Source organism: Emergencia sp. 1XD21-10 (assembly GCF_009936045.1).
In the GTDB taxonomy this organism is placed as follows: domain Bacteria; phylum Bacillota; class Clostridia; order Peptostreptococcales; family Anaerovoracaceae; genus Senimuribacter; species Senimuribacter intestinalis.
Window position 1 is genome coordinate 13,962 of record NZ_QWEQ01000029.1, and the last position, 23,526, is coordinate 37,487.

Annotated in this window: 22 protein-coding genes; all 22 read left to right on the plus strand. The window is 45.5% G+C overall.

Annotated features, from left to right (window positions below; translation table 11 throughout):
- Positions 1 to 10: 10 nt before the first annotated feature.
- The 22 genes from D1151_RS14610 (at position 11) to D1151_RS14710 (ending at position 23,383) form a co-directional block, all read left to right on the plus strand.
- Positions 11 to 1,198, plus strand: coding sequence for an amidohydrolase family protein (locus D1151_RS14610; protein ID WP_160200451.1), 1,188 nt, complete (start codon positions 11 to 13; stop codon positions 1,196 to 1,198).
- Positions 1,191 to 2,531: a TldD/PmbA family protein gene (locus tag D1151_RS14615; protein WP_160200450.1), complete on the plus strand. Its 1,341-nt coding sequence runs from the start codon at positions 1,191 to 1,193 to the stop codon at positions 2,529 to 2,531. Before D1151_RS14610 ends, D1151_RS14615 begins: the two co-directional genes overlap by 8 nt.
- A 12-nt stretch (positions 2,532 to 2,543) precedes the next feature.
- On the plus strand, positions 2,544 to 3,839 hold the full coding sequence (locus D1151_RS14620; RefSeq protein ID WP_161909380.1) for a metallopeptidase TldD-related protein: 1,296 nt from the start codon (positions 2,544 to 2,546) through the stop codon (positions 3,837 to 3,839).
- Between the two features lie 246 nt (positions 3,840 to 4,085).
- Entirely contained in the window at positions 4,086 to 6,473 is a 2,388-nt protein-coding gene (locus tag D1151_RS14625; RefSeq protein WP_160200448.1) for a xanthine dehydrogenase family protein molybdopterin-binding subunit, read from the plus strand.
- A 177-nt stretch (positions 6,474 to 6,650) separates the two neighbouring features.
- The gene (locus D1151_RS14630) at positions 6,651 to 7,178 is read left to right on the plus strand and encodes a (2Fe-2S)-binding protein (RefSeq protein WP_160200447.1); all 528 of its coding nucleotides are present in this window, start codon (positions 6,651 to 6,653) and stop codon (positions 7,176 to 7,178) included.
- A complete protein-coding gene (locus D1151_RS14635; protein ID WP_161909381.1) occupies positions 7,171 to 9,570 on the plus strand; it encodes a xanthine dehydrogenase family protein molybdopterin-binding subunit in 2,400 nt (799 codons plus the stop codon). The genes D1151_RS14630 and D1151_RS14635 overlap by 8 nt, the downstream gene beginning before the upstream one ends.
- Positions 9,567 to 11,930, plus strand: coding sequence for an FAD-dependent oxidoreductase (locus tag D1151_RS14640; RefSeq protein ID WP_161909382.1), 2,364 nt, complete (start codon positions 9,567 to 9,569; stop codon positions 11,928 to 11,930). The genes D1151_RS14635 and D1151_RS14640 overlap by 4 nt, the downstream gene beginning before the upstream one ends.
- Positions 11,931 to 12,028: 98 nt before the next feature.
- Positions 12,029 to 12,817, plus strand: a complete 789-nt coding sequence (modA, locus tag D1151_RS14645; RefSeq protein ID WP_161909383.1) for a molybdate ABC transporter substrate-binding protein — start codon at positions 12,029 to 12,031, stop codon at positions 12,815 to 12,817.
- A 35-nt stretch (positions 12,818 to 12,852) separates the two neighbouring features.
- A complete protein-coding gene (gene modB, locus D1151_RS14650; protein WP_161909384.1) occupies positions 12,853 to 13,542 on the plus strand; it encodes a molybdate ABC transporter permease subunit in 690 nt (229 codons plus the stop codon).
- The gene (locus D1151_RS14655; protein ID WP_161909385.1) at positions 13,520 to 14,587 is read left to right on the plus strand and encodes a sulfate/molybdate ABC transporter ATP-binding protein; all 1,068 of its coding nucleotides are present in this window, start codon (positions 13,520 to 13,522) and stop codon (positions 14,585 to 14,587) included. The genes modB and D1151_RS14655 overlap by 23 nt, the downstream gene beginning before the upstream one ends.
- 20 nt (positions 14,588 to 14,607) lie before the next feature.
- Positions 14,608 to 15,624 (plus strand): molybdopterin-binding protein, encoded by a 1,017-nt coding sequence (locus D1151_RS14660; RefSeq protein ID WP_161909386.1) that lies wholly within the window; start codon positions 14,608 to 14,610, stop codon positions 15,622 to 15,624.
- A 3-nt stretch (positions 15,625 to 15,627) separates the two neighbouring features.
- Positions 15,628 to 16,602, plus strand: a complete 975-nt coding sequence (locus tag D1151_RS14665) for an NTP transferase domain-containing protein (RefSeq protein ID WP_161909387.1) — start codon at positions 15,628 to 15,630, stop codon at positions 16,600 to 16,602.
- A 12-nt stretch (positions 16,603 to 16,614) separates the two neighbouring features.
- Positions 16,615 to 17,646, plus strand: a complete 1,032-nt coding sequence (locus D1151_RS14670; RefSeq protein ID WP_161909388.1) for an XdhC family protein — start codon at positions 16,615 to 16,617, stop codon at positions 17,644 to 17,646.
- 1 nt (position 17,647) lies between these two features.
- The gene (locus D1151_RS14675; RefSeq protein ID WP_161909389.1) at positions 17,648 to 18,244 is read left to right on the plus strand and encodes a histidine phosphatase family protein; all 597 of its coding nucleotides are present in this window, start codon (positions 17,648 to 17,650) and stop codon (positions 18,242 to 18,244) included.
- Positions 18,241 to 19,218, plus strand: a complete 978-nt coding sequence (gene moaA / locus D1151_RS14680) for a GTP 3',8-cyclase MoaA (RefSeq protein ID WP_161909390.1) — start codon at positions 18,241 to 18,243, stop codon at positions 19,216 to 19,218. Before D1151_RS14675 ends, moaA begins: the two co-directional genes overlap by 4 nt.
- Before the next feature lie 2 nt (positions 19,219 to 19,220).
- Complete coding sequence (locus D1151_RS14685; protein ID WP_330588358.1) at positions 19,221 to 19,682, plus strand: MOSC domain-containing protein; 462 nt, start codon at positions 19,221 to 19,223, stop codon at positions 19,680 to 19,682.
- The gene (moaC, locus tag D1151_RS14690) at positions 19,663 to 20,154 is read left to right on the plus strand and encodes a cyclic pyranopterin monophosphate synthase MoaC (protein ID WP_161909392.1); all 492 of its coding nucleotides are present in this window, start codon (positions 19,663 to 19,665) and stop codon (positions 20,152 to 20,154) included. Before D1151_RS14685 ends, moaC begins: the two co-directional genes overlap by 20 nt.
- Positions 20,090 to 20,659, plus strand: a complete 570-nt coding sequence (locus tag D1151_RS14695) for a molybdenum cofactor biosynthesis protein B (protein WP_306770910.1) — start codon at positions 20,090 to 20,092, stop codon at positions 20,657 to 20,659. Before moaC ends, D1151_RS14695 begins: the two co-directional genes overlap by 65 nt.
- 256 nt (positions 20,660 to 20,915) lie before the next feature.
- Entirely contained in the window at positions 20,916 to 21,047 is a 132-nt protein-coding gene (locus D1151_RS17085; protein ID WP_306770911.1) for a hypothetical protein, read from the plus strand.
- A 57-nt stretch (positions 21,048 to 21,104) separates the two neighbouring features.
- Complete coding sequence (locus D1151_RS14700) at positions 21,105 to 21,302, plus strand: hypothetical protein (protein WP_161909393.1); 198 nt, start codon at positions 21,105 to 21,107, stop codon at positions 21,300 to 21,302.
- 72 nt (positions 21,303 to 21,374) lie between these two features.
- Positions 21,375 to 21,902 (plus strand): M20/M25/M40 family metallo-hydrolase, encoded by a 528-nt coding sequence (locus D1151_RS14705; protein ID WP_161909394.1) that lies wholly within the window; start codon positions 21,375 to 21,377, stop codon positions 21,900 to 21,902.
- Positions 21,903 to 22,363: 461 nt separating this feature from the next.
- A complete protein-coding gene (locus tag D1151_RS14710; protein WP_161909395.1) occupies positions 22,364 to 23,383 on the plus strand; it encodes a lysine exporter LysO family protein in 1,020 nt (339 codons plus the stop codon).
- The last annotated feature ends 143 nt before the right edge of the window (positions 23,384 to 23,526 follow it).

A 23,526-nucleotide genomic window follows, 5' to 3' on the forward strand; every position in this document is an offset into this window, starting at 1 on the left:
AGGGGAAATTATGATGGAGAATAAGATTTTACTTGAAAATGCAAATGTGATAGACGTATATGAAGGAGAGAGCCGTAAAGGTTACGATGTCTATATCGAAGGTGATATGATAAAGGAAGTCTGCCCCCACGGGCAGCTTTCCTTTGGAGAAGACACAGAGCGGGTGAATTGTACTGAAAAGACCATTATGCCGGGGCTGATAGATTGTCATGTACATCTCTGTATGGATCCTTTCTGTCCTGATCCCGGTGTTATAGCGGCAAGAAGCGATGCAGCACTGACAATAGATGCAATCAACCATATGGATGCGCTGCTAAAAAATGGAATCACCTATGTAAGAGGCATGGGAGATCCACGGAATATCGATATTGACCTTGCAAGAGCAAAGAAAGCAGACCAGATTGCAGGACCTGATATTTTGCCGTGTGGTAAGCTGATTTGCATGACCGGCGGTCACGGGTGGCAGCTTGGCGTAGAGGTAGATAGTCCTGATGAGATGAGAAAGGCCGTCAGACAGCTTTTAAAGGATGGTGCAGGTCATCTGAAAATGATGGCAACTGGCGGCGTGATGACGAAAGGCGTGAAAACTACATCAACGCAGCTGACCTATGAAGAGCTGAGAGCAGGTATCGAAGAAGCAGAACATGCAGGCGTTCGGACTGCGACTCACGCTCAGGGCAATGCAGGAATTAAAAATGCAGTGCGTGCAGGTATTCATTCTGTAGAGCATGGATTTTATCTGGACGAGGAAGTCATTGGCTGGATGCTGGAAAAGGGAACTTTCTATGTGCCGACCTTGGTAGCGGTCTATGAGATTTTAAAACAAAAGGACAGTCTGCCGGCCTATTTAGTAGAAAAGGCACAAACGGCAAAGGAGGCGCACAGGGCAAGTTTTCAGCTTGCTTTAAAGTCCGGTGTAAAGATTGCACTGGGAACAGACGCAGGTACGCCGTTTAACCAGTTTGGCAGCGCAAGAGATGAATTTCTCTATATGATTGAAGCGGGTATGAGTCCGGTGCAGGCGGTGAAAAGTGCAACTTGCGTTGCGGCGCAGCTCATTGGCGTAGAAGACAGCCACGGGAGCGTAGAGCCTGGAAAAGCTGCTGATTTGTTGATTTTGCAAAAATGTATTTACGATGAACCCAGCGTAATCAAAGAGCCGTTTACTGTTTATAAAGGGGGAAAACGCTATGTATAAGTTTCCGGAAAACCTGTATACGGATATTAGAATTGACAATTACAGTGAAACCCAGCTGACTTATGACGTAGAAGTTTTGGCAGAAATAAAAGAGAAAGATGTTGAAGGTATATTCCTTCGCATTTACGACGGTCATCGCTGGTACTACAGTTCCTTTACCGGAAAAGAGAACATTCAGACGGAAATTGATGTGCTGGCGGAAAAGGCTACGCCAAATCCCAATGTATACGATTGCCCGATTATAAAGAAGCTGGAGGCAAATCAGTATCGAAAGCTTTCTTATGAGGACGGATTTCAAAGCCTGTCTTTGGATGAGAAAATTGCAGTGGTTTCAAAATATCCAAAGCAGTACGTATCTCAGTGTTCTTTGATGACCGATTTAACAACGCAGCTGCTTCTAATTCACAATGTGAGAGAGTTTTATTCCAGCAAAGGTGCAAATCTTTATTACGATGAAGAGGTTTTATCGCTGGTACTGTCCGGAACTTTTGCTTGCGGAGAGAATGTGCTTGTAGAAAATTATGAAAAGTTTGGACATCGGTTATCTGACCTTGATGAAAGTGTGGACAGAGAGATTACGGAGCACATTCAGAAGGCAGAAGAGTTTGTGCGCGAGTGTGTCAGTGTAGAGCCAGGCGCCTACCCTGTAGTATTTTCTCCAGAGAATACCGGACTTCTCTGCCACGAAAGTGTGGGGCATAAAAGTGAAGGCGATTTCTTCGTAGATTCACCAGGTATGGAAAAGATTTGGAATATGGGCGAGGAGTTTTGTGATAGGGGTATTTCCATTGTGGATGATGGAGAAATTGAGTCATCTATTTATTTGCCTTTTGATGATGAGGGAACTAGGTCGAGACCAACTGCTATTGTAAAAGAAGGCTGTGTCGGTGATAGAATGACAAATGCTGCTGCAGCAGCTGAACTAAATCTTCCGATGACGGGAAATGCCAGAGCGATTGATTATACATGGGAGCCTATGGTGAGAATGACCACGGTTTACCTTAATCCGGGCACTATGCCTATGGAAGATTTATTCAAAGGAATCGAAAAGGGCATTTTTGCTGATACCTATATCGCAGGTGGAGGCATGGATGTGTTCAGTATTGCGCCCGGTAGATGTTACCTGATTGAAAATGGAAAGATTACAAAACCAGTTGCTGTATCACTAATTTTTTCAAGATGTAAAGATGCGCTGGCAGCCATCGAGGGCAGAACGGCTGAGGTTATTTTGAAGCCGGCATACTATATTCGCTGCGGTAAGCCGCCACAGCTAGGACTTGCAACTTCTGACGGCGGACCGTATGTCAGATTTAAGTCTATGAGTGTCGTATAAGGAGGAATGGCAATGATCAGAGAAAAATATGAAATTAACAGCACTGAGTATGCAGCTGTATTCCTCAATTCGAGATTGGACGCAACTCGCAAGCGCCGGAGCAAGAAGAAAGGCTTTCGCGTTTATGACAACGGTTTAATTGGGCTGAAATACACTGAAAGTGACTGCGACGAAGAGAAGATGTTTCGCGGGGCGGAGGAAATGCTCCGCTATCAAGTGCCGTATGAGCCGGCTCCGGAAGAAGAAAAAGTTTGTCACATGGATATGACAGAAGGAGAAAAAGAGCCGGATTATAAGGCGTTCGAGAATCAGTGTGAGGATTTGGTAATTCGCTTAAAAAAGAGATTTCCGGGCATTATTTTCAGCAATTCTATTCGGATTGTAGAAGAAGAGCATAAGCTTGAAAATACCCAAGGATTGGATTTGTCTTTCAAAGACCGGTATTATTTAGGGGAAATCAATCTAAAAATGCGTGATGGAATCAACATCAGCGATGGCGCAATTCCGTATAAAAGCAGAACCTTCGAGCCTGATGAGATATTTGCCCATGCAGAGCGGGTTCTTGCAAATTATGAGAATGTAATCACCGTCGAAGAGGGAAAAACTTATCCGATTATTATATCGACAACGGATTGCTTCAACGTTTATTATGGATTCATCAACACCTGTTTTGAACGGGAACTCAACGGGCAGCATTATGGTGCCGGCGGCTCGCTGCTTTGCGGGCAGCAGGGCAAGCAGGTGTTCAACAAGGATTTTAACTTGATACAGTATAGTGATCCTGCAAAGTATATTGGAAGACCTTTCTTTGATGCGGAGGGCACCATCATCGACGGCGGCGTGGTAGAGTTTGTCAAAGACGGTACTTTTTTAAGACCGTACACCGATAAAAGCGTCAGTCTGAAATACGGGCTTGAAAATACGGGAAGTGCAGAGGCCAAGCCAGAGAATGTGCCTTGTCTGGGCGGCATTGGAGGCACAGGAATTCCTGAAATCCGTCCTGTGGGTCTGACAATTACTGGTCAGCACCAAGCACTGGATACCCTGGTAGGAGAGGAGCGGGCAATCTATGTATTCTTCTCTTTGGCGGGTTCCTACAACAACATAGGAGGCTACGCCCTTCCGATACAATTTGGCATGGTGTATGAAAATGGTGAGTTTATAGGCAGAACCCAGGAACTGATGTGCAATACCAATATTTGGGATATGTACGGTAAGGATTATCGAGGCCTTGCAAAGAATACCTTGATGCCGGCATCGGCCCACGACTACATGGTAATTGACATGAAAGCAAATTCAAACGGCTAAATAAAATAACAGGTGGCATGATTTTAAGTTGTGCTCCCTGTTATTTCTTTAGATACATGTTTCAAGAAAAGGTTGCAATGATGAAACTGTATATCGAAATTGAAACAATAAAAGGAACGTTGGAGAGAACATGATTTAGTTGAAAGGATTGAAATTTACAGCAGGACAGAGAGTTATGCTGCGCAGAAGAGTACTGGCATATATTTTGCTTTATATAAAGATATATGGAGGAAGGAGTAGAAAGTCATGGAGAAAGTAAAAACCCATTATGTACCAAGGGAACAGAAACGCTATATGGGTACATACAGGCCAAAGATTGATGCTAAGGAGAAAACTTTGGGGAAAACCCAATATCTCGACGATATTACCTTGAAGGGAAAACTGCCGGGAATGCTCTATGCAAAGATTTTAGAGTGTCCTTATCCACATGCGAAGGTTCTTAAGATGAATACGGAAAAAGCAGAGGCCTTGCCTGGTGTGTGGGCAGTGCTTCGATGTGACGATCCGGAAATTCGCGCATTAGGAAGAACTACCCATTGCTGGACAGATATTGCGATTACACCGAAGGATGTCGACACCGTCATGCGATATTGGGATCGGGAGTTTTTGCCGGAAACAGGACTTTGGGTTGGCGACCATATGGGCGTAGCAGTTGCAGCGGAGTCACCGGAGATTGCTGAAGAGGCGCTAAAACTGGTGGAGATCAAGTGGGAAATTTTGCCCGCTATTTATGAGATGGAGGAAGCCAAACAAGCAGATGCGGTTATCATTCATCCGGAATTAGATGAGACGACAAACCAGCTGCGCCACAGTGAAGATGGCATTGAAAACGATCTTTACTACAGTCGCGGAGATGTGGACAAAAATATGGAAGCTGCAGACTTTATTTTAGAAGTGGACAAGACCTATGGTGGGGTATCGACTCACGGCTGCTTGGAGTACCGTGGCTGTGTCATCGACTGGAGAGAGGACAAGATGGATGTATGGACCAACCACTATATGTCCGATCAGACGAGAATGTTTCTCCATGATTACACCCACGTGCCTCTTAACAAAATCCGCGTCAGAAACGGAAACAGCGGCGCACATATGGGAAAATGGAATACAGGAGAAGATATCTTTTTCATCATTACAGCTTACTTATCTAAGCGGGCAGGAAAACCGGTGCGCTACAAGATGACCAACCATGAGGAATTCCATGAGACAAGAAATCTAAATCGGTACAGAGTAAAGGCCGGATGCACCAAGGAAGGAAAGGTGCTGGCGCTGGATATGATTTGCGAGGGTAATACGGGGGCATATATTGGAGCCTGCGACCATAATGTGGAGTTTCTGGTACGGGAAGTGCTGGACAGAGACTTTGCGCCGGTAAACCATATCCGAATGCATTCCTATACCTGGTTCACCAACAGAATTCCGGGCGGCGTGGTACGCGGCATTGGTAATGTGCAGCTATGTTGGACCTTCATGGCGTTGCTTGATGAACTGGCAGAAAAAACGGGCATTGATGTGCTGGAAATTTTAAAAATGAATTGTGGTAACGATGTCAACTGGCAGGGAGAAGCCAATCACAGCATTTGCAAGGTGTTAGACCTCGGCGCAGAGGCAATCGGCTGGGGTAATCGCCACAAGGCGGGCAAGGGTCCTTTCATTGATGGGTACAAGAAAAGAGGCAAGGGAGTAGCTATCTGGAATCAATGGCACGCAGAATTAAACGAGCTGACACGAGGGTTTTACGAAGTCAGCATTCGATTAAATCCCGATATGTCTGTAATCATTCAAGCGCCAACCTCAGAGACTGGTGCAGGAGGCAACAGCGCCGCAGTTTTTGCCTGTGCGGAAAATCTTGCCTATCTGGATGTAAAACCGGAGGATATTTTGTGGACGCCTCTTGGCGATACAGAACTGGGATTAAGAGATAATGCGCCAACCGACAGTGTAATTTCTTTCCTTTATGCCGAGGCAATGGTAGAGGCTGCAGAGAAATTGAAAGCTGAGATTTTGCGCAGAGTCGGCGAATATATGGAGAAAGAACCTTCTCTTTTAGACATTGAACACGGGGAAGTCTATGAGCGAGCTAATCCGGAGAACAGAGTCGGTGTAGAGTGGTTTATGCTACATACAGATTGTGTGCCGATTCATATTCATCATGCAAGACACAACGTGAGAGAACAGGCGGGGCTTCCTTTCGGAGCCTGGTTTGTGGAAGTTGAAGTGGATACAGAGCTGGGCAATGTAGAAGTTGTCGATATGGTCGTTGTCAACGATGTGGGGTGTGTTATGCACGCTTCCGGCGCAGAAAGTCATCAGATCAGCGGACAGGCTATGGGCGTAGGCGAGGTGCTGATGGAGCAGCTGCACTATGACTTTGAAACAGGAACAATACTCAATAACAACTACATCGATTACAAGATGATGACCATGGCGGATTTTCCAAAGCAGATTACACCGATTTTGGTAGAAGAATGGCAAGGACTTGGCAGATATGGTGCAGCTGGCATGGCAGAAGGCGCTTTTACGGGAACGGGAGCAGCCATTGCAAACGCCATATATAATGCGGTGGGGATAAGGGTTGACGAGCAGTCCATTACGCCGGAGGCTGTACTTGATAAAATTGTGAAGTTACAAAAATGAAACCAAAATCGATAAATGTTTCAATTTAGAAACTATCGCCGACAAAAGAAAAAGATGGGGACCCGAAAAGGGTTGAAAAACAACAGAAAATCATGAAAACAGCCTTTGGCATATTTTTTGCTGTATTTATAGGTATAAGTAAAAAGTGATTGCCATGGAGAGAAAGGGGCAAACAAAATGAACAAAGATGTAATTCAAATGAATGTAAATGGACGTGCCTATGCCTTGAAAAAGGGAAGGGATTATGAAGAGGCGGATACACTGTCAAAGGTGCTGAGAGAACACTTCGGTTTGACAGGCGTACGCGTATCCTGCGAGCAGGGTGCTTGTGGTGCGTGTACGGTTTTAATAAATGGTAAATCAGCACTTTCGTGTATGATGCTGGTAACCGATGCAGATGGATGTGATATTTTGACTATAGAGGGCTTAGATGGAAGTGATCCTGTGGTTGATGCTTTTGTCAATACATACGGACCCGGAGAAGGGACTGCCATGCAGTGTGGTTTTTGTACGCCGGGCTTTGTTATGGAAACGCATTCTTTACTCAATGAAAATCCAAACCCCACAGACGAAGAAATTACGGAAGCATTGTCAGGTCATATTTGCCGCTGCGGTTGCTATCACGGAATCCACAAAGCGGTAGAAAAAGCCGCAGACCATATTTGCAAGTGCAGGGAAGAGGCAAAGGAGGCTTCAAATGAGTAAAGATAGGATTGCCTATGTGCCGAGAGAGCAAAAACGTTATATGGGTACATATCGTCCGAAGATTGATGCCAAGGAGAAGACCCTCGGGAAAACCCAGTATTTGGATGATATCACCTTGAAGGGAAAACTGCCGGGCATGCTCTATGCAAAGATTTTGCAGTGCCCGTATCCCCATGCAAGAATTTTAAAGATGAATACGACGAAAGCCGAGGAACTGCCGGGCGTTTTTGCAGTGCTTCGCTATGACGATGAAGAAATCCGGGCGCTTGGCAGAACCACCCATGCGTGGACAGATATTGCCATTACGCCAAAAGAGTCGGATACGATTACGCGTTATTGGGACAGGGATTTCTTACCGCAGACAGGTCTTTGGGTCGGAGATCATATGGGAGTTGCAGTTGCGGCTGAAACCCCTGAAATTGCAGATGAAGCTTTAAAACTAATCGACATTAAGTGGGAAATTCTTCCGGCTGTATATGAAATGGATGAGGCGAAAAAGCCGGATGCACCGATTTTGCATCCGGAACTGAACCCTTCTACAAACCAGCTTAGACACAGTGAAGATGGAATTGAGAACCATCTCTTCTATAAGAGAGGAGATGTAGAAAAATCTTTGCGGGAAGCTGACTTTGTACTGGAGGTAGAAAAAACCTATGGCGGGGTCAGCACCCATGGCTGTTTGGAGTACAGAGGCTGCGTGATACGCTGGGATGAGGACAAAATGGACGTTTGGACCAACCATTATATGAGTGACCAAACCAGAATGTATCTTCACGATTATACCCACGTTCCGTTAAATAAAATCCGTGTCAGAAACGGAAACAGCGGCGCACATATGGGTAAATGGAACACTGGGGAAGATATCTTCTTTATGATTACTGCGTATCTGTCAAAAAGAGCGGGAGGCCGGCCTGTCAGATATAAGATGACAAACCATGAAGAGTTTCACGAAACCCGAAGTGAAAATCGATATAAAATTAAAGCAGCCTGCACAAATAGCGGAAAGATTACCGGTATGGAAATGATCGCAGAGGGAAACAGCGGCGCATATATCGGCGGCTGTGACCATAATGTAGAGTTCATTGTCAGTGAAACCATGAACAGAGCCTTTGCTCCTGTTGAACATGTCAGCCTGTATTCCTATACTTGGTTTACAAATAAAGTTCCGGGTGGTGTCGTACGCGGTATCGGGAATGTGCAGCTTTGCTGGTGCTTTATGTCGCTGTTAGATGAACTGGCGGAAAGAACCGGCATTGATGTGATAGATATTATTAAGCTGAACTGCACCAATGACTTTAATTGGCCGGGGGAAAAGAATCGGAGTATTTGCAGAGTGCTGGACGAAGGTGCAAAAATAATCGGCTGGAAAAATCGCCATAAGGCCGGTGAAGGGCAGTTGATTGAAGGATGTAAAAAACGTGGCATGGGTGTAGCTGTATGGAATCAGTGGCATGCGGAGCTTAATGAATTAACGCGCGGCTTCTATGAAGTGAGCATCAGACTGAATCCGGATATGTCGGTAATTATTCAAGCGCCGACCTCAGAAACAGGGGCTGGCGGCAACAGTGCGGCAGTCTTTGCCTGTGCAGAAAATCTGCATTATCTCAATATTAAACCGGAAGATATTCTGTGGACACCACTTGGCGATACGGAATTGGGACTGCGGGATAATGCACCGACAGACAGTGTCGTTTCTTTCCTTTACGCAGAGGCGATGGCAGAAGGTGCGCAGAAGCTAAAGAGTGAAATCCTGCGCAGAGTCGGCGAATATATGGAAAAAAGTCCGGAAGAATTGGAAATCGAAGATGGGTATGTCTTTGAAAAGGTAAAGCCGGAAAACCGTATTGGTGTTGAATGGTTCATGCTGCATACCGACTGTGTACCAATTCATATTCATCATGCGCGCCATAATGTGAGAGAGGAAGCAGGATTGCCATTTGGCGCATGGTTTGCAGATGTAGAGGTAGATATTGAAACAGGCCAGGTTGAGGTAACCGATATGGTAGTCCTCAATGATGTGGGCTGCGTTATGCACGCCTCCGGAGCAGAAAGTCATCAGATCAGCGGACAGGCCATGGGAATCGGAGAAGTCCTCTTTGAAGAACTTCACTACGATAAAGAGACTGGAACTGTTTTAAACAATAACTATATCGACTATAAAATGATGACCATGGCAGATTTTCCAAAACAGATTATCCCTGTTTTGATAGAGGAATGGAAAGGTCTTGGAAAATATGGCGCTGCAGGCATGGCAGAAGGGGCATTTACAGGCGCCGGTGCAGCCATTGCCAACGCAATTTATAATGCTGTGGGAATCAGAATTGACGATCAGTCCATTACACCTGCGAAAGTTTTAAACAAACTGATGGAAAAGGGAGGAAACAGAGCATGAAAGATTTAGAAGTATATTATGCAGGAAGCGCAAAGGAAGCTTCCGCGCTGCTGAAGGAAAAAGGTGATTCCTCCTGGCCTATGGGAGGCGGCACAGACCTGATCGGCGTCATTAGGGAAGGCATTTTGCCACAGCAAATTAATGAAATAGTATCTTTGAAAAAGGCGGAGGATTTACAAGGTATTACCAACGATGAAAACTATTTAACGCTGGGCGCGGCAACAACACTTTCTGAAATTGAGAAAAATGCGGAAATCAACCAAATTTTTCCGGCATTGGCAGAGGCGGCAAGAACAGTTGCATCGCCACAAATCAGACACGTTGCGACAGTCGGCGGCAACATCTGCCAACAGGTACGCTGCTGGTATTATCGCTATCAGGGCGATAAGTTTAACTGTCTTAGAAAAGGCGGAGAACGCTGCAACGCAGTGGTAGGAAACAATCTATATCATTCAGTTTTCGGAGCTTTCAAAGTCTGCGATCCGCCGTGCCAAGTGGAGTGTCCAAACTCTACCAACATACCGGCTTATATGGAGCGGCTGCGCAGCGGCGATATTGCAGGTGCTGCAAAGATTCTCTTTGAAGTCAATCCATTGGCAGCGGTAACGGGCAGAATCTGTCCTCATACCTGTGAGCAGACCTGCAACAGAAAGAAATTTGATGAAAGTGTCTCCGTTAGGGAAGCAGAACGTTTTCTCGGCGATTATGTGCTGGAACATCCGGAAGATTTCATTACCCCGCCTAAGAAAGAAAGCGGCAAAAAGGTTACCGTTATCGGCAGTGGTCCTGCCGGATTATCAGCGGCATTTTATCTGCGGCAGGCGGGACATACAGTGACGATACTGGATCAGAATCCGGAAATCGGCGGTATGCTGTATTACGGAATTCCGTCCTACAGACTGCCAAAGGAAATCTTGGCAAGATATAAGGAAATCTTGCTGGGTCTGGGTGTGAACTTCAGGATGAATACCAAGGTAGGAGAAACTGTTACACTGGAGGATTTATACAAGGAATGTGATATTGTTCTTGTAGGAATTGGTGCATGGGTTTCACTGGGTCTTGAATTTGAGGGAAAAGATGCAGAAGGCGTACTCAATGCCCTTGAATTTCTGCAAAAAGCAGCGGACAGAGTACCGCAGAAGCTGGGAGAAAAAGTAGTCGTTATCGGCGGCGGTAATACTTCCTTCGACGTTTGTCGAAGTGCAAGAAAGATGGGAGCAAAGGAAGTTACTCTGCTGAGTATTCTGCCATATGACGAAATGCCGGCAGAAGAGGAGGAAATTACAGAAGCGCTGGAAGAGGGCGTACAAATTCTGGATTTGACCACCTTGCAGAAGGTCATCAAAGGAGAAAACGGAGAAGTTAAAACGCTGGTACTACAGCAAATGGAAAAAATCGATGAGGATGAAACGGGGCTTGGGAATATTGCGCCGGTTCAGGATGTAACCAGAGAGCTTGAGGCAGATAATGTCATAGTTGCAATCGGACAGACCATTGATTTAGAAGGCTTTGAGTCCTTAAGCAGCGGCGGCAGACTGATTGCGCTTTCTGAAAAAGAAAGCGGAAAGACCTTTGAAGAAGCAATCTTTGCAGCAGGAGATGCAGCCTATGGCCCGGCAACTGCAGTCAAGGCAATTTTCCAAGGAAGAAACTGTGCAAAGTCCATCTGCGAAACCATCGGCGGAATGGAGGAAGTGGTACAGACTGAAAGAGGCGAAAAAATCTCCTTCAGCTCATATGCGCTGCAGAAAACGGAAAAAGCAAAGACTGCCAATGCACCTTTAGAGGAGCGGGAACTGTATAAAGAAATTTCTACGACCCTCAACATAGAAGAAATTTTGCAGGAGGCAGAGCGCTGCTTAAACTGCGGATGTGTAGCTGTCAGTCCTACGGATGTAGGCACAGCCCTAATTGCACTTGATGCGATGATCGTAACAAATGAACGGGAGATTTTGGCAGAGCATTTCTTTAAGGCGGCTGTTATGGGCTCTACCGTGCTGGAAAAAGGCGAAATCGTTACGAAAATTCGTGTGCCGCAAGCGGCAGCCGGAAACAAGCAGATTTACTACAAGCATAGAACCAGAAAGTCCATCGATTTCCCAATCCTAAGCATCGCGTTAAATGCGGATATGGACGGACAGAAGGTCAAGGACATCAGAGTCGTATTTGGAGCGGCAGCGCCGGTTCCAAAGCGGATGCACCAAGTAGAAGAGTTTCTTCGCGGAAAAGATCTGACTCGCCAAGTAGCAGAGGAAGCAGCAGCCCTTGCTGTTGAAGATTGTGTACCCCTTGCAGAAAATGCCTATAAGGTACATCTGCTAGAAGTACTAACCCGCAGAACTTTGGAAAAGCTGATATAACCAATATGGAAAAGTAAGGCAGGAATGAAAGAATTCCTGCTTTGCTGGAAGCACCGTTATTCTTGTAGGAATATAACGGTATGATGAGGAGGCAAGCGATGAAAAAAACATGTAAACAGGCAGCAATATTGCTGACAATGATACTTCTGCTTTTACTCGGGAGCTGCGGAGAAAGGGAGAAAGAAACAGAGCCTGCAGAGCTGCACGTATTTGCAGCAGCTTCTATGACTGAAGTCTTGACAGAACTTGGAAATACATATATGCAGGAGAATAAAGAAGTAAAGCTGGTATTTAATTTCGACTCTTCAGGAACGCTGCTGACCCAAATTGAAGAAGGTGGAGCGTGCGACATCTTTATATCCGCAGCCCAGCAGCAGATGGATGCTCTTTCTGACCGTGTAGAGGACAGCCGCTTTGATATTTTGGAGAACAAGGTGGTTCTAACAGTGCCGGAGGGAAATCCCGCAGAAATAGAATCCTTTGAGGATCTAAAAAAAGGGCTTGAAGAGGGAACGATTATTTTAGCCATGGGTAACAGCGATGTACCTGTAGGGCAGTATACCCAGAAGATTTTGGATTACCTGGGGCTTTCAGAACAGGCGCTGTCTAAGGCAGGACTGATTACCTACGGCAGCAATGTAAAAGAAGTTACAACCCAGTTGACAGAGGCAATGGTAGATTGCGGCATTATCTATGAGACAGATGCAAAGACTGCGGGATTAACCGTAGTGGATACTGCGGAGGAAAAGATGTGCGGACAGGTTATCTATCCGGCGGCTTTGCTGGATACATCAAAAAAACTTGAAGAGGCAAAAGCATTTTTAGACTTTTTGCAGGGCGAAGAAGCTGCTGCTGTATTTTTAAAGTATGGCTTTACACCCGTGTAGCAGTGATAACTTGAAGTATAGAAGGAGAGAAAAGTATGGATTGGTTTCCGCTGCTGAATTCGCTGCGTATTGCCTTAATCAGTACAGTTTTGGTATTTTTTTCAGGGATTGCTGCGGCATACTACATTTCCAAATTACCGCGACTTGTCAAAGGCTGTTTAGACGTAGCTCTAACCCTGCCCCTTGTACTGCCGCCTACGGTGATAGGCTTTCTGCTGCTGAAAATACTGGGTCCAAGGCGAATGGTTGGAAGCTGGCTTCTTGAGATGTTCGATGTCAAACTGACTATGCAGTGGTGGTCTGCTATCTTTGCAACTGCAGTAGTCGTTTTTCCGCTGATGTATAGAACGGCGCGAGGTGCATTTGAATCCTTCGATGAAAATTTGGCATATGCGGGCAGAACCTTAGGGCTGACGGATACGTATGTTTTTTGGCATATTCGTATGGCGGAATGCAGACAGGGAATTCTTGCAGGAACGGTTTTGACTTTTGCAAGAGGTCTTGGCGAATATGGAGCAACCAGTATGGTGTCAGGGTACATGCCGGGAAAAACCGCTACAATTTCAACGACAGTTTACCAACTGTGGCAGACCGGACAGGACGGGCTAGCGGGCAGGTGGGTACTTGTCAATTTGGGTATTTCCTTTATTGTACTTTTAGCTGTGAATCTGCTGGAAAGAAAGCAGGAAAGGGGAAAGAAAAGTGGCCGTAGAAGTAGATATTGAAAAGAGACTTGGGAATTTTCAGCTGTCAGTACAGTTTCAGGCAGGTGAAGAAACGTTGGCAATATTAGGTTCTTCAGGGTGCGGGAAAACGATGACCCTCAAATGCATTGCAGGAATTGAAAAACCAGATTGCGGCCGGATTGTACTGAATCAAAAGGTGCTATTTGATTCAGCAAAGGGTATCGACTTGCCGCCGCAGCAGAGGCATACGGGGCTTTTGTTTCAGGATTATGCCCTGTTTTCCTCAATGACGGTACTGGAAAATATTATGGCAGGCGCTTATCGCAGAAAAAAATCCCTTCGGAAAAGCTTAGCTTTGGATATGATTGAACGAATGGGATTAAAGGATTTGATGAATCACTATCCTGCGCAGCTTTCCGGTGGACAAAGACAGCGAACTTCCCTCGCTCGAATGTTGCTTTCAGCTCCGGAAATACTGCTTTTGGACGAGCCCTTTTCGGCGCTTGACTCTCATCTTCGTCAGAAGATGGAGCAGGAGATTAAGCTGTTGCTGAGAGACTTTGGAAAAACTGCTATTTTAGTTTCCCACGATATAGAGGAGAGCTATCGTATGGCAAGACGTATTGCAGTTATGGGTGAAGGCGTTATAGAGAACATCGGAGAAAAGACAGAACTTTATCGCAATCCCAAAACGAAAAAAGGCGCACAGCTTTTAGGCTGTAGAAATTTTTCTCGGGCAATATGTCAATCGGGCGGATGGGTATATGCGCAGGACTGGAATCTAAAGCTTTGGGCGAAGAAGGCGCAGGACAGAGCCGGCGCAGCCTGCTATGTTGGAATCAGAGAGGGGGATTTCAGGCTGGTAAGACCAGGGAATCCAAGGGAAAATCGTTGCAAATGTACAGTAGAAGGATATTTGGAAAATCCGGACTGCTTCATTCTTTTGCTCAGACCCCATGGAGCAAAAGCAGAAACGATTCTGCGCTGCCAGCTGCCTTTTGGACTAGATGAGATGCAGAAGAAGGACTGTACAGAGGTCGAGATTTATTTGCCGCCTGCTGCCGTCATGCTGCTGACAGAGTAAATAAGGAAGGAAAATGGAAAATGAGAAAAATCAGAGTAGAAGATGCCGTCGGACAAAGATTATGTCACGATATTACCGCCATGAGAGACGGATTTAAAGGTGCGGCATTTCGCCGCGGACATGTGATTTCTAAGAAGGATATAGAAGCTTTATTGGCAATTGGTAAGAAGCATATTTTCATTTGGGAAGATAAGGCTGGGGAAATACATGAAGAGGAGGCGGCACAGCGTCTTGCCACTATGGCGTCGTTGCAGGATGCACATTACGAGGGACCATCTGAAGGAAAAATGGTATTGAAAGCAGATACCTCCGGAATGTTTCGGGTAAATCGCAGACTCCTTTCGGAAATAAATCGAATAGGTGACATTACTATAACGACTTTGCCGGATCATTATCCCGTTCAGAAAGGAGACAGAATGGCTTCTATGAGAATCATACCGCTGGTGACAACGGAAGAGCAAATTGAACAGGCAGAGAAACTATGTCAGAATGAAAAACTATTGTCTCTTTTGCCCTATAAAAAGAAAAAGGTCGGTATTATCATCACCGGGTCGGAAATATATGAGGGACGAATTGCCGATAAATTTGAAATGGTAGCGAAAAAGAAGCTGACAGCTTTTCCTTGCGAAGTGCTTGGCGCAACAATTTGCGATGACAGACAGGAACAGATTGTCGAAGCGGCGCAGTCATATTTGGATCAGGGTGCAGAACTTTTACTTTTCTCAGGTGGTATGTCGGTGGATCCTGATGATTTGACACCAGCGGCAATCAAAGCGTGTGGTGCTGAGATTATCACATATGGTGTGCCAAGTCAGCCGGGCAATATGACCTTGGTTTCTTATTTGGGCAAAGCTGCGCTGGTCGGCGTACCGGGAGCGGCTATCAGTCTGCCGGTTACAGTTTTAGACGTATTGCTGCCCCAGCTGTTTACTGATGTGAAAATAACAAAAGAAGATATGCTGGCCTTAGCAGAAGGGGGACTGTGTCAACTGTGCGAGGTTTGTCATTTTCCCAATTGTACATTTGGGAGGTACTGAGCGATGAAGAAAAAAACCTTTGCTGCTGTGATACCGGCGGCAGGACTGTCTTCACGTATGGGCAATTTTAAGCCTTTGATGCCTTTTGGAGAAACTACAGTATTGCAATCTATTCTGCATCTGCTCAAAGCAAAGAAGGTGACGGAAATTGCAGTGGTAACAGGATATCGGGCTGAAGAGATGAACTATGTTTTGCAGCAGGAAGATATTACTATTTTATATAACGGCGCATACAGGAAAAGTCATATGTTCGACTCCATCTGCATGGGATTTGACTATATGAAAGACAGGGCGGAGCACGTGATTCTGTGGCCGGTAGACATTCCCGCGGTGACAGAAGAAACCGTGGAGAAGCTCCTTTGCGCAGCGGAAAAAAGTGAAGGCGTTGTATATCCTGTGCATAACGGTATCAGCGGACATCCTGTGATTTTTTCGGAGGCTGCTTATGAGAAAATTCTCTCCCATGACGGACGGGAAGGGCTTTACGGGGTGTTGAAAAAAATCCAGGCTGTCACAGAGATAGCGGTGGAGGATCCCTTTGTACTTATGGACATGGATACGAAGGAAGACTATCGTCTTTTAGTGGAGAAGAAACAGGCTTGGGAGAGGGAAACGCTTATGGGAAGCAGGGTGACACCTTTTACCTTTACATGTCAGGTGTCTTTGCAGTATGGAGAGATATTTTTTGACGAAAAATTGGTTTACTTGTTGAATTTTGTGGATCGCTTAGGTTCATTAAAAAAAGCATGTGAGGAAATGGGCATTGCCTATAGCTACGGGTGGAAGCTTATTAAAAATGCAGAGCGACGAGCCGGATTTTCCATGCTTTGCAAAAATCCGGGCGGGATAGGAGGCGGAGGATCCACCTTAACGCCATCTTGCAGGCAGTTAATCGGTTCCTATGAGCTGTTTTGCAAACAGCTTAAAACTTGCGGTCAGGAAATATTTTTGGGCTGTTTTGACTGGTACAGACGTTAACAGGAGGTAGAAATGAAGCAGATTTGTCGATTTATTAAGGAAAACTTGGAGGAAGGAAAGGCGTGTACGCTGATTACGATTATCTCAAGCGAAGGCTCGGCGCCCAGAGGCGCAGGTACTAGTATGGCAGTCAGTCAAACTGGGCAGTGCTTTGGAACAATCGGCGGAGGAGCTGTGGAGCATAGGGTTTCCAAGATGGCGGCGGATGTGATGAAAAAAGGTCGCTCTAAAACGGATTTTTTTATGCTGCACCCCAATGACGTACAGGATTTGGGAATGATTTGCGGCGGCGATATCAGAGTATATTTGCAGTATATCGCACCATCAGATGAAAACTGCGCTCTTTATGAAACTATCTGCAAGGAGGCAGAAAGCAACGAAAACCGCTGGATTGTATTTGAGGTGGATGAAAGGCAGCACAGCACTGTCAGCGTCCTTTCAGAGACGGAAGTGGTAGCAGGGGCAAAGTCTGCAATTCAGTATTTAAACTGTTTGAGCACGGCGGCTACAGCTTCTTGGAGGGAGACGGGAAGCTACTACATTCAGCCGCTGGCAGTGAAAGGAAAGGTCTACATTTTCGGAGGAGGTCATATTGCCAGAAAATTGGTGCCGGTGCTGAGCGGAATAGATTTTTCTTGTGTCGTATATGACAGTTTGGAGGAATTTGCAGATCCGTCAGATTTTCCTTTGGCAAAAGAAGTTATTTGCGGATCCTTTGATTGTGTTAACGATCGTTTGCGGCTAGACGAAGCAGACTTTGCGGTGATTATGACCCGCGGTCATGCCTTTGATTATACGGTGCTGCGTCAAGTTTTGGTAAAGCACACAGCTTATACGGGGATGATCGGCAGTAGAAGCAAAGTGCAGACAACACGTACACGGCTTCTTGGTGATGGCTTTTCAGAAGCGGATATTGCAAGAATTCATTCGCCCATCGGTCTTTCCATCGGTGCACAGACACCGGCGGAAATTTCTGTCAGCATTGCAGCGGAGATGATTGCAGTGCGGGCTGCCCTAAGGAAAGGTGAAAAAACGGAGAATTAAAATGAGTGACAGAACTTTTTATTTGGTGCGCCATGGAGTTTCAATTTTACAGGAAAACGGTAGAGTCTGTCTGGGAAAAGGCAGCGACCCACCCTTAGCGCCTTCCGGATTTGAACAGGTTGAGAAACTGATGGAAACCTCCTTTTTTCGCAGAGTCAAAAGTGTAAAAGCAGTTTATTGCAGCCCGCTTCTAAGAAGCAAACAGACAGCTGTGGTATTAGCTGAAGGCACGCGAGAAATTCGAGTGGAAAGCGGGCTTTCTGAAATGGACATGGGGCTGTGGGAAGGTATGTATTTCAAACAGATTGAAAAGGAATTTCCGTTGCAGTATGCACTGCGGGGCTTGCACCTGTCAGTGCCACCGCCAGCAGGGGAAACCTTTGCAGAGGCAGCAAGCCGGATGGAGGAAACCCTTTTTCGAATGATGGAGGCACATCCCAAGGAGAAAAAATTCTTAGTTGTGGTACATACCGGCATTGCCAGCGCCTTTTTATGCCACATTGCTAATAAAGATTTTGACGAAAACAGAGGGTGCAGATTGACTCACTGTGGTCATGCAGTGGTAAAGTACAGGGATGGAGGCTTTGAGAAAAAATGAAAGATCAATTTGAACGAAATATAGACTATCTGCGCCTTTCAGTGACAGATCGATGTAATTTGCGGTGCAGATACTGTATGCCGCCTGAAGGAATCGACCCATGTGCGCATGGAGAGATTTTATCCCTTGAGGAAATTCTTCGTTTGGCCGGCTTGTTTGCAAAATGCGGCGTTCGCAAAATAAAGCTGACAGGCGGAGAACCTTTGGTGCGAAAAGATATCTCCCACCTCGTCAGAGGCCTTAAGGGGATTTCTGAAATCCAAGAAGTAACTCTGACAACCAACGGTCTGTTACTCAAGGAGCAGCTGCCGGGCTTGTTAGATGCAGGAATTGACGGTATTAACATCAGTATAGATACGCTGAAGGAGGATTGCTATCGAACTCTCACAAGAGGAGGAGAATTAAAGCAGGTCATTGAGGCTCTGGACGCCTGTTGTAAACAAGAAAATCTTGCGGTCAAGGTCAATACAGTGACTTTGGAAGAATATAACCTGAATGAAATTGCAGCGTTGGCAGCCCTGGCAAAGGACTATCCTATGGATGTGCGTTTTATTGAAATGATGCCTATGGGACCTGGAAAGGAGTTTGCAGGATATACGCAAGAGACGGTGCTGAAAGTATTGGAGGAGGTTTACGGCACCCCGCAGCTGACACTTGAGCAGCGGGGTAACGGTCCAGCAGTTTATTACAAGCTGGGCGGATTCTGTGGAAGAATCGGCATGATTAGTCCAATGTCCCATAGTTTTTGTAAAGAATGTAATCGGATTCGTTTGACTGCCGGAGGCTTCTTAAAACCCTGTTTGCATCATAGTATGGGCATTGATTTGCGAAAGCTTTTGCGGTCAAAGGCGACGGATACAGAGATTTTGTCGGCAATTACAGATGGAATTTTCAGCAAGCCCAGCCGGCATATGTTTTGCACATCAGATACAGGCAACAGTGAAACGCGCAGTATGTACCAGATAGGAGGATGACAATGATAGGAATTGTAAAAGCAGTGTGTACCAGTGAAAAAAAGGGGACTGTAAAGAAAAACGTGGGAAAGGCAGTTTTTTTAGAAAACCATGGTCTTGTAGGCGATGCTCATGCAGGAACGTGGCATAGGCAGGTTTCCCTTCTTTCCTGGGAAAAGATAGAGGCTTTTAAGGCGCTGGGAGTTTCAGTGGATGATGGGGATTTTGGTGAAAATTTGGTGGTAAGCGGCGTGGATTTTGCACGGCTTCCCCTTGGCAGTATATTTCAGATTGGAGATGCGAAACTGGTCCTTACGCAAATCGGAAAAGAATGTCATCACGGATGCGCCATTGCACAGGCTGTCGGCAAATGTATTATGCCGACAGAAGGCGTATTTGCAAAGGTAATCAAGGGTGGAAAAGTAAAAGTCGGAGATAGGCTGGAAGTGATAACGGAGGATGAACATGAAGCTGACACACTTTGATGAAAAGGGAAATGCGCGGATGGTAGATGTGGCGGAAAAGGATGTAACAGAGCGGCGCGCTGTAGCAAGAGGCTGTATCAAGATGTCACAGCAGGCTTATGCTGCGGTGATAGAGGGGCGCGTTGCAAAGGGCGATGTGCTGACAGTTGCAACCACAGCGGGGATTATGGCGGCTAAAAAGACGTGGGAACTGATTCCGATGTGTCATCTGCTGCCATTAGCAGGCCTTTCTGTGGACTGGATGCTGGATGATATCCATTGCATTATTACCTGTATCTGTACTGCAAAGTCCAGCGGAAAAACCGGCGTGGAAATGGAGGCACTAACGGGAGTCAGCGTGGCGCTGTTAACCGTCTATGACATGTGTAAAGCCATGGATAAATTCATGGAGATCGGAGAAATTCACCTTGAAGAAAAAGAAGGAGGCAAAAGCGGTCATGTCATTTTCAGAGAAAAAGAATCACATCAGTAATCAGACGTATAGAACGGCAGTAATGATCCTTAGCGATAAAGGCGCTAAAGGCGAGAGAAAAGATGAAAGCGGGCCTCTCATCATAAAGCTGCTGGAGGACGTTGAAGAAGACAGTTATCAGGTTGTTTGCAGTGTATTACTTCCCGATGAGCAGTCTGTAATCGAACAGACCCTGCGTAATCTCTGCGATGTAGAGAAGCTGGATTTAATTTTGACGACCGGAGGCACAGGTCTTTCACCTAGAGATGTAACACCGGAAGCAACCCTTGCAGTGGCAGAGCGAAATGTGCCGGGAATTGCAGAGTATATGCGCGCTAAATCTTTTGAAATTACGCCAAAAGCGATGCTTTCTCGCGGAGTCGCAGTCCTCCGTGGAAAGACGCTGATTATCAATCTGCCGGGAAGCCCTAAGGCGGTAAAAGAGCAGCTGGAATTTATTCTGCCGGCACTGCCTCACGGTCTTGATATTCTCCTTGGTAGAGATGGGGAATGTGGCGGTAGATGAATGTAATACCGTTATCCACATATATTGAAAAAGTAAAAAATAATGGTATAATAACCTTGGGACGAATAACTAGAAAAGGAACTGGCATAAAAATACAGTAGCAGACAAGGAGGCAGGTCATGTATCTGACCGTAGGAGAAATTTCAAAAGCCCTCGGTATATCTACAGAAGCGAACTGCTTCTTCTTGGAAAATTTCAGATTGGCTCTATGCCGGCGGAGTTCAGAAGACCGGGATGTTTTGAAGAAGCAAGCCATATGGTGTGGTATTTGCAGGAGTGTTTTGATTTTGATAAAGAGGACTGGGGCAGTGTATCTATGTCTTTTTACTATGATTTAAATGAGGAAGCGCCAAAGCTCAAGAGATATCTTTCCGTTGCTGGCGTATAGAAGTTGAATCCATCCAATTTAAGTGAAAGTGCAATTTTGGAGCAGGAGGACTACTGATTGATTACAGAGATGCATTACAGCAGTCAGCCACTTGAAATGATTCAGCCTATGTTGAATTATGCGGCTGACCAGGGCATAAAACTGACGGGAATATTTTATGGTCGTGAAGATACCAATTATTATGTTGGTGGCGTACGGCGTGGGCTATACAAGATTTATGCGCCGATTCACAGACAAAGAAAAGGAAAAAAATAAAAAAGTTTGCAGAAAATCATTGACCTCGGGGTTACCCCGAGGTTTATGATTTTTTTGTGAGGAGGTGAAACAATGGAAATATCAGCAGTGAAGTCTTATATTGCAGGGCAAAGAGAATTCATGATAAGGGATTTAGCCGGATTTGTCGCCATTCCCAGTACCACAGAGAATCGAAAGGAAGTGAGGAAAGCGCTTCGATATATTTTGAAGCTGGCTCGCGATATGGGACTTTCCGCAAAAAGTGCCCTTGATGAGCAGGTAGGCGTGATTGAGCTGGGCGATGGTGACGAAACAGTGGGGATTTTAGCGCATGTAGATGTCGTTCCGGCGGGGAATCTAGCAGCTTGGCAGACGCCTCCTTTTGTTCTCGTACAAAAGGAAAGCAAACTGTACGGAAGAGGCACTTTGGACGATAAAGGCGCAATTATTGCTTCTCTTTACGCAATGAAAGCGATGAAAGACAGTGGAATGCCAGTGCATAAAAAAATTCAACTGATTTTGGGTACGCAGGAGGAAGGGGAGTGGTCGGACATAGATGCTTACGTGAAACAGTATCCTCTGGAGGTCATATCTGTCTGTATTCGGACACAGTTATCTTGACTTCTGCTTCCACACAAATTACCAATGCAGAGTATTTCCGTACTTCGGGACCGCTTGTAGCACTTCCCTTTGCTATTGCGACAGTTGGATTTATCGCGCTGGGCTTTGTGATGGCATAACAGAAACAATGAGAACCGATCACGTAAAACGCACGAAAACGTTTAATGATTTTCTGGAACTGACAAAGCTGACAGCTTTATAGATTTTTGTCAGTTTTGTCTGTGTTTTTATCAAAAAACCTGACAGGACTGACAATTATTTTTGATTCTGTCAGTACTGTCAGGTTTTCAGGCGTATTAAGACGGGGTCTTTACGATTTGCTGACAAAATCCTACACGCTGCTATCATTTTGTCAGTATTGATGGCTAATGATACTTTTTATAGAACAGGTTGGCAACTATTGTCAGCCTGTTGTTTTTATATTATAATGAACCATAGCATGTTAAAAAAGGAGATATGGCATGGCGGATTTAGCACTATACCTGTCGATGGCGGTAATTGGTTATTTCTTTGGGAGCAAACTGCGCAATCACGAGACTTTGATTCGATGGACTGGAAGACTGCAGACCTTTGCGATTATCATATTGATTTTTTCCATGGGCATGCGAATGGGTGCTAACCGAGAGGTGGTGGAGAATCTCAATTCAATTGGACTCTATGCACTGATTATGTCGATTTCCATCATTTTGTTTTCCATCATAACCATGACGGCAGTTCGTAAACTGATGAGGATTGACCGGTTTGGAAATCTTCAAAGTAAGGAAGACCGCGGCGGGATGGTGCAAGAAATGACGTCGGAAACGGAAATAAAAACCGAAGGAGACGCAGACGAAGAATCTTCGGACAACAAGATGAACTTCATGACTGCTATCATCGTTCTTTGTGTGGCGGGCGGACTGCTCTTTGGACATTTTTGTATACCACATATTTTTTCGGATATGGAAGTTTTTTCAAATCTAATTAACGTGATGATAAATGCAGGACTCTGCGTACTGCTGTTTTTTGTCGGCTTTGATATGGGCGTGGACGGTACAGCGATGCAGCATTTTAGACAGGTGGGCGTGCGTGTATTTCTCTTTCCAGTGGCAGTGATGGCAGGAACCCTGATTGGGGCGGTGGTCTGTGTGCCGATTCTTTCCGAAATCTCGCTGCAGGAAGCCCTTGCAGTGGGCGGCGGTTTTGGCTGGTATACCTTTGCACCGGGACTGATTATGGAAGCAGGACTTGTGACCGCAAGTGCTATTTGCTTTATGCACAACGTTATGCGGGAGTTTATATCAATTTTGATTGTACCGCTGGTGGCAAAAAAGATAGGATATCTGGAGGCAATGGCGGTGCCGGCATGTTCGTCTATGGATGTTTGCCTGCCGATTATCGAACGTTCCACGAGAAGCGACATTGCCATATATTCTTTTATCAGCGGGGTTGTGCAAAGCGCAGCAGTGCCGATTGTAGTGCCGCTGATTTTGAGACTAGGCTGAAGGAAAGGGACCAGCACAGGCAGAATGTTTGTACTCGGGCAAAAAATGTAAAAAAAGATTTTTAATTTTTGTAGGTTTACAATAGATGTGTTACAACTGAATAAAAAAATTGCAAGATCTCATTTTTGTGTTAAAGTTAAGTT